6 protein-coding genes are annotated in these 7,010 nt (G+C 40.6%); all 6 read left to right on the top strand.

Annotated features, from left to right (window positions below; genetic code table 11):
• The first annotated feature begins 434 nt into the window (after positions 1-434).
• The gene (locus BVC88_RS18795) at positions 435-1,061 is read left to right on the top strand and encodes a hypothetical protein (RefSeq protein WP_075352267.1); all 627 of its coding nucleotides are present in this window, start codon (positions 435-437) and stop codon (positions 1,059-1,061) included.
• Between the two features lie 73 nt (positions 1,062-1,134).
• A complete protein-coding gene (locus tag BVC88_RS18790) occupies positions 1,135-3,561 on the top strand; it encodes a heavy metal translocating P-type ATPase (RefSeq protein ID WP_075352266.1) in 2,427 nt (808 codons plus the stop codon).
• A gap of 1 nt (position 3,562) precedes the next feature.
• On the top strand, positions 3,563-3,751 hold the full coding sequence (ccoS, locus tag BVC88_RS18785; protein WP_075352265.1) for a cbb3-type cytochrome oxidase assembly protein CcoS: 189 nt from the start codon (positions 3,563-3,565) through the stop codon (positions 3,749-3,751).
• A complete protein-coding gene (ccoN, locus tag BVC88_RS18780; protein WP_075352264.1) occupies positions 3,744-5,870 on the top strand; it encodes a cytochrome-c oxidase, cbb3-type subunit I in 2,127 nt (708 codons plus the stop codon). Before ccoS ends, ccoN begins: the two co-directional genes overlap by 8 nt.
• 11 nt (positions 5,871-5,881) lie before the next feature.
• Positions 5,882-6,064 (top strand): cytochrome C oxidase Cbb3, encoded by a 183-nt coding sequence (locus BVC88_RS18775; protein ID WP_075352263.1) that lies wholly within the window; start codon positions 5,882-5,884, stop codon positions 6,062-6,064.
• Positions 6,061-6,993 (top strand): cbb3-type cytochrome c oxidase N-terminal domain-containing protein, encoded by a 933-nt coding sequence (locus BVC88_RS18770; protein WP_075352262.1) that lies wholly within the window; start codon positions 6,061-6,063, stop codon positions 6,991-6,993. Before BVC88_RS18775 ends, BVC88_RS18770 begins: the two co-directional genes overlap by 4 nt.
• The last annotated feature ends 17 nt before the right edge of the window (positions 6,994-7,010 follow it).

Genomic DNA, 7,010 nt, shown 5'->3' with positions numbered 1-7,010 from the left:
CCCTGCAGCGCCGATGGTACTGGGGTTACTCCCGGGAGAGTAGGTCGCCGCCTCATTTATTCAAAAGCCTTTCAGGAAACTGAAAGGCTTTTTTGTGTTTAAGCTTTTTCAAGTGTCTATTGCCATCCGGGCAGTCTCAGATAGGGATCGGCTTACTTCTCTTTTATTCAAAAGCGAGCTAGAAAGCTGGCTTTTTAGTGTTTATAGCTTTTTTTTCTCTACAATTTTATTCCGGGAAAGTAATCCATGGTATGAATCTGGAACAATCTCTTTTATATGCTTTTAGGAGTACGGTGGGTGTATGGTTCTTATTGTTTATCCAAGAGGCTTCTAAATCCTTGACTTCTAATCTGACTTTTGTCATGTTTTAATCTGGAATTACTCAGGTCTTTAGAATCTTCAAGCCCCTACTTTTGATTCAAATCAATTTTAAAATGGAGTTTAAAGTTTCTAAAGAAGCAAAGTTTGAGATCCCTGATGAAATCCTTAAGGAGTTTCATAATTCACGCTTCTGTGAGGATTTTCAACCTAACTCGGATCGTTGTGCTGGTATTAAAGAAAATTCTTCGCCTACACTTTTTTCCGTTAACCTTAATAAAGCTATTGAATGGCTGCATGGGAATGATATTCCAAAACCTCTCGAGAATGAGGTCTGTAGTATCCCCGTACTACTTTTTGTCCCAAATTTTTCTACAGATCATTTACTTTTTCACTACGATGGGTCTCTCCAGTCTGCTAATCTGATTAGAAAGTTTTTAGAAACGTTCGCAGATATCATTAAAAACAGTAAAGCCACAATTATCTCCCCTTCATTTATTCCTAAATCTAAACAAAAGGAAGAGCAGGAATTAATTAATCAAGTTTCTCAAGCGACAGCCGAAACCAGCTTCATTAAATTTAATTTCTTGCGAATTGGGGATTTTTGGTCATATGCTGTTAAGCATGATTGCTCTCTTTTGGTCACTACCAAAAACTATCAAGCTGATCTCGCTAAAGTGCTTTTTCATTTCTATAAAGGAGCAATGTGGAGTGATCGTTTATCCTTTTACCTAGCCCTTTAAATCATTGGTTTAACTGATTTTCATCATGTTTTTAAGACAGTAGCCGACGTAATTTTATCTGAGAATAATATCAATGAATACATCCAAATCCATATCGACTTCAACCAAGTGCTATCACTGTGGGGAAAGTTGTGAAGATAATCACCTAACAGTAGGTGAAAAGGAATTTTGCTGTCAGGGTTGCCAATTGGTCTACGAGGTGCTTTCTGATAATAATCTTTGTACCTATTACGATTTAGAAAATCATCCAGGCGAAAGTCAAAAGCTGAAAAATGGACAATCAAATCGTTTTGATTACCTGGAAGATTCTGATACTCAACTGAAATTACTTGATTTCCAAAATGAATCTGAAAGTCATATCACTTTTTATGTCCCGTTAATCCATTGTGCTTCATGTATTTGGTTGTTGGAAAATCTCTACCAAATCCATTCGGGTGTAGTCTCTAGCCGGGTCGATTTCTTAAAGAAAAAAGTGCAAATCAAATTTCAGCAGGATAAGATTTCGCTCAAAGAATTGGTAAATCTTCTTTCTGCCATTGGCTACGAACCAAAGATCAATCTGTCCAATCTAGAAGAGAAAAAAGTCAAAATTATTGATAAAGGTCTGATTCTTCGACTAGCTGTCGCTGGCTTTTGTTTTGGGAATATGATGCTATTTAGCATTCCTGAATACTTCTCAGAGGTTCAGTTTCTTGACAAGAATTTTCGAGATCTTTTTAATTATTTGAATCTGTTACTTGCACTGCCAGTCGTTTTCTATTCGGCCAGTGATTATTATCGGTCAGCCTTTAATTCCCTGAAGCAGCGCCGAATCAACATGGATGTACCCATTGTTTTGGGCATCATCGCACTCTTTTTCTATTCGCTATGGGAAGTAGTGGGTATGAACCAGGCAGGCTATTTTGATAGCTTGGGTGGGCTACTATTTTTCTTACTTCTTGGTAAACTTTATCAGCAAAAAACTTTTGCCACTCTTGAGTTCGATCGGGATTACAAATCTTATTTCCCGATAGCAGTCACCAAAGTGGTTAAGAACCAAGAGCAGGTAGTTCCAATTTCCAAACTGGAAGTAGGAGATGTGATCTTGGTTCGTGATGAGGAATTGGTTCCTGCAGATTCAATTTTATTGAGTGATAAGGCAAGTATAGATTACAGCTTTGTTACCGGAGAGGAAGTTCCAGTACCCATAAATAAAGGATCAATCATCTATGCTGGCGGAAGGCAAAAGGGCTCGCCTGTTCTTTTGACCATTCAGAAATCACCCTCTCAAGGATATTTGACCGATTTATGGAACCATGAGTCCTTCAATACCGATAAAAGCCAATTGCTAGAGCCACTTTCTTCTCGGATTAGCGGAGTGTTTACTTGGTCAGTTTTGGCAATTGCTTTTGCTAGCTTCTTATTTTGGTCCTTTTCAGATTTATCACTTGCAGTTAAAGTATTTGCCTCGGTTTTGATAGTGGCTTGCCCTTGTGCCTTGGCGATGTCAACTCCATTTACCCTAGGAAATACCCTTCGGATTTTCGGGAAGAACAAATTTTACTTGAAAAACGCCAGTGTAGTGGAGCGGATGGCATTGATCAAAACGGTGGTATTTGACAAAACAGGTACTTTGACGGATCCAAATCATGCAAAGGTGACCTACCAAGGAATTCCACTTTCTGAGGAAACCAAAGGTCTGATTAAGGCAATGGTGTCGCATTCAACTCATCCCCTCAGCAACAGGATAAATCATTGGCTAGGTGCAACTACTTCAATTCCAATAGCTGATATTTCTGAAATCAAGGGTCAGGGGATTGAATTGTCTTACCTAGGTCAAGAAATTAGATTGGGTAATGCAGCTTTCACAGGTTTCAAAAACTTCCCAACTTTCACTACAGGAAATCTTGTTTTCCTAACGATTCAAGGGGTTGAAATTGGCTATTTCCATATTGAATCGGGGTTACGGGAAGGTGTGAAACAACTTACTTCCCAGCTTTCGGAAGGATATAAACTTCATGTGCTTTCCGGAGATCATGCCCATGAGCAAGCGGCATTGACAAAGCAGCTAGGTGGGAATATCGAGTTCAATTTTAATCAAAGCCCGAAGGATAAACTTTCTTATCTCAAAAAATTAAATCTAACTAGCCAGACTCTGATGATTGGAGATGGCTTGAATGATGCGGGAGCACTTCAAGAAAGTACCGTGGGCATCGCAATCTCTGATCAAGTCAGTCATTTCTCACCTGCCAGCGATGCAATCTTGGATGCATCATCTTTTCAAAAAATCCCATCCTTTTTGAGTTTTTCAAAAAGTAGTCGGAATATCATCAAGGCCAGCTTTGTACTTAGCTTTCTATACAATATTGTTGGGATTTCCTTAGCAGTAAATGGACTGCTTAGTCCTGTAGTCTGTGCGATACTTATGCCATTGAGTAGCATCTCGGTTGTGGTATTTACCACCCTAGCCACCAATCTGGTCGCTTATCGTAATGGTCTTTTAAATAAAAAAATTAACTGATATGGAAGTAATATTTCTCTTGATCGGCATCAGCTTACTATTAGCCAGCACCTTTCTGTACTTGTTTTTCAAGGCGATGAAGGGAGGACAGTTTGATGATGACTATACACCTTCCGTTCGAATATTATTTGAAAATCAGACCAAAAAATCAAATAAAAATCAATCAACCAAATCCAATTCCAATGAATAATACTACGCTGGAAAGGTTCTACTATGACAATAAGATTGTCAAGTATTTCGGAGCCGCGACGATTATCTGGGGTATAGTGGGAATGCTGGTCGGTGTAATAGCCGCAACACAGTTATTCTTGCCAGAAGCCAACATGGGTAATCCTTACACTACTTTTGGACGAATTCGTCCACTCCATACCAATGCGGTTATATTCGCATTTGTGGGGAATGCCATCTTTGCTGGAGTTTATTACTCCATGCCCCGGCTACTCAAAACTCCTATGTGGAGTAAAGCCCTCAGCTGGTTTCACTTCTGGGGTTGGCAATTAATCATTCTTGCAGCGGCGATTACCTTGCCTTTAGGCTTGACTACTTCTAAGGAATATGCTGAGTTGGAATGGCCAATTGATATTGCCATTGCTTTAGTATGGATTGCATTTGGAGCGAATATGATTGGCTCTTTAATCAAAAGAAGAGAGCGTCACATGTACGTGGCGATCTGGTTTTACCTAGCTTCGTTTGTGACTGTTGCAGTGCTTCACGTAGTAAATTCTTTTGCACTTCCAGTATCATTCTTTAAGAGTTATTCAGCCTATGCAGGTGTGCAAGATGCTTTGGTGCAGTGGTGGTATGGCCACAATGCAGTAGCATTTTTCTTGACTACGCCTTTCTTGGGATTGATGTACTACTTCCTTCCAAAAGCTGCTAACAGACCGGTTTACTCCTATAAGCTTTCGATTGTCCACTTTTGGTCCTTGATATTCCTCTACATGTGGGCTGGACCTCACCATTTGCTTTATACCTCACTTCCAGAATGGGCTCAAGTATTGGGAACCGCATTCTCGGTCATGTTGCTTGCTCCATCTTGGGGCGGTATGGTCAATGGTTTGCTGACACTTCGTGGAGCTTGGGACAAAGTACGAACTGAGCCTGTGCTGAAGTTTATGGTGGTAGCCATCACAGCCTACGGGATGTCCACATTCGAAGGACCAATGCTTTCTTTGAAAAATGTAAATGCGATTGCACATTATACCGACTGGATAGTTGCCCACGTACACATCGGTGGATTAGGCTGGAATGGATTCTTGACTTTCGGTATGCTTTACTGGATGTGGCCAAGACTTTTTAATACAAAGATTTACTCTACCAAATTAGCCAATACGCACTTCTGGCTTGGAACTTTGGGTATCATTTTCTACGCCCTTCCAATGTATGTTGCTGCTTTGACTCAATTCTTAATGTTGAGAGAATTTGACGAAATGGGCCGATTAGCATACGGTAACTTCCTTCAAACTGTAGTGGAATTGGTGCCGATGTATATTCTCAGAGCATTTGGTGGATTGCTTTATCTAAGTGGTGCTATCCTGATGATGTATAACATGTGGGCAACAGCGAAACAAGGTGTCTTCCAGGAAACTGAAGAAGATCAGGCTCCTGCGCTTGCGAAGTCTTATAGTGGTACTGGTGAATTCTGGCACCGTGCATGGGAGAGAAAGCCTGTCTTCTTTACCCTTTTGGCAACTGTTGCAATCTTAATAGGTGGAGCAATAGAGATTATTCCAACGATTTTGGTGAAATCAAATATTCCTACAATCAGTTCGGTGAAGCCTTATACTCCATTGGAATTAGAAGGTAGAGATTTGTACATCGCCAATGGTTGTGTGGGCTGCCACTCTCAGATGGTTCGTCCATTCCGATTTGAAACCGAGCGCTACGGGGAATATTCCAAAGCAGGTGAGTTTGTCTATGATCGACCATTCCTATGGGGATCCAAACGTACTGGTCCAGATCTTCATCGTGTGGGTAAAAAATATCCAGACAGCTGGCACTATTTCCACATGGCTGATCCGAGAAGTATGTCTCCAGGTTCTTTGATGCCTCCATACCCTTGGATGGTGACAAATGAGATGGATTACTCAGATCTACCTGCAAAAATCAGAACCATGCAAGCCTTAGGTGTTCCTTATCCAGAAGGTTTTGATGAAATAGCTCTTGAAGATCTATCTAAGCAGGCTGATGGAATCGTCGCTAACCTGAAAGAGGCAGGCGTAGAAGTCATGCCAAATACCGAAATCGTCGCACTGATTGCTTATTTGCAGCGATTGGGAACTGATATCAAAGCCACCGCTTCAAATTAAATACTGAAATCATGTATAAAGAAGTATTAAGATCAATCGAAAACATAGAGATATTTCCAATTATCTCCCTGATCATATTTGTTTTATTCTTTATAGGAATAACGGTTTGGGCCTTTCGCGTTCCAAAGGAATACATCGATCATATGAAATCCTTACCAATGGGGGATGATGAATTAAACGAAAATCAGCCATGAAAAAATACCTAACCATACTTACAGTGCTCCTTTTGGGATATTCTCCATATCTCTTTGCACAGTCTGAATCCGAATCGACTTTATCCTCATTGCAGTCGATGGATTCTAGCCAGTTAAGCCTTTTGATTATTCTTGGAGTAATCCTTGGAGTGATTGTCATTTTATTGATTTTGATGATTTACCTGATGTCTTTTATGGCTACGGTTTTGAAAAAGGAAAACCCAAGTCTCGCAGATGAGCCTTCTTGGTGGGAGACTTTTAAAGAGCGTTTTGTCACAGGAAAGGTTGATGAGGCTTTTGGTTCTGAAGAAAAGGCGAAAATGATGGCAGATCACTCTTATGATGGAATCACCGAATTAGACAACTTTATGCCTCCTTGGTTGCAATATGTTTTTCTAGGAACAGTGGTATTCGGAGTTGGTTACTTTGTGTATTATACTGTATTAGGCACAGGCTTGACGGGAGTGGAAGAATATCAGGAAGAACTTCGAGTGGAAGCTATAGCAGCGGAAATCAGACAAGCTAGTAACCTTGCAAGTATCGATGAGAATTCTGTCGTTTATGATGAATCAGCTGGAGCACTTGCTGTGGGGAAAACGATTTTCGAAGGGAATTGTGCCGCTTGTCATGCAGCTGACGGGGGAGGGGGAGTAGGCCCTAATCTGACTGATGCCTATTGGCTTCATGGCGGAGGAATCGCTGATATCTTCAAAGTGGTGAAATATGGTGTTATAGAAAAAGGTATGGTGCCTTGGGAAGATCAATTGAGTCCTGTGGAAATTCAAAATGTCTCCAGCTACATCCTAACACTTGTAGGAACAAGCCCTGCTAATCCAAAGGATCCTCAAGGTGAAATTTATGAAGCAGCTCCGGCTGTGGATCAAGCACCTACTGCTCTCGACAGTACAATTGTAGCATCAATAGAATAATAAATAATACCACTGGA

The organism is Algoriphagus marinus (assembly GCF_001936475.1).
In the GTDB taxonomy this organism is placed as follows: Bacteria; Bacteroidota; Bacteroidia; order Cytophagales; family Cyclobacteriaceae; genus Algoriphagus; species Algoriphagus marinus.
This window is presented reverse-complemented; position numbering and strand designations above follow the sequence as displayed.